Genomic DNA, 240 nt, shown 5'->3' with positions numbered 1-240 from the left:
CTACAGTTTTGATGGTCGTCGCATTCTGATTCCGACCGGCACCCGCCTCATTGGTGAATATCAAAGCGACGTCATGACAGGCCAGACCCGCGTTTTCGTAGTCTGGACACGCTTGCTTAGAGATGATGGTGTAAGCGTGCGCCTGAACTCCGTGGGAACCGACAGCCTTGGCCGTTCCGGCCTGACCGGCATCGTCGACAAAAAATGGCGTGAAAGGTTCGGCGCGTCCATCATGTTGTC

The 240-nt window shown here is 55.8% G+C and carries 1 protein-coding gene; it reads left to right on the top strand.

Annotated elements, in window-relative coordinates; translation table 11 throughout:
• On the top strand, positions 1-240 hold a 240-nt coding region (locus SB719_RS22350; protein WP_412160062.1), incomplete at both ends, for a TrbI/VirB10 family protein.

Source organism: Pantoea sp. SIMBA_079 (assembly GCF_046940275.1).
In the GTDB taxonomy this organism is placed as follows: domain Bacteria; phylum Pseudomonadota; class Gammaproteobacteria; order Enterobacterales; family Enterobacteriaceae; genus Pantoea; species Pantoea borealis.
The sequence above is the reverse complement of the archived record's forward strand: the minus strand, read 5'-3'. Positions and strand labels throughout refer to the sequence as shown.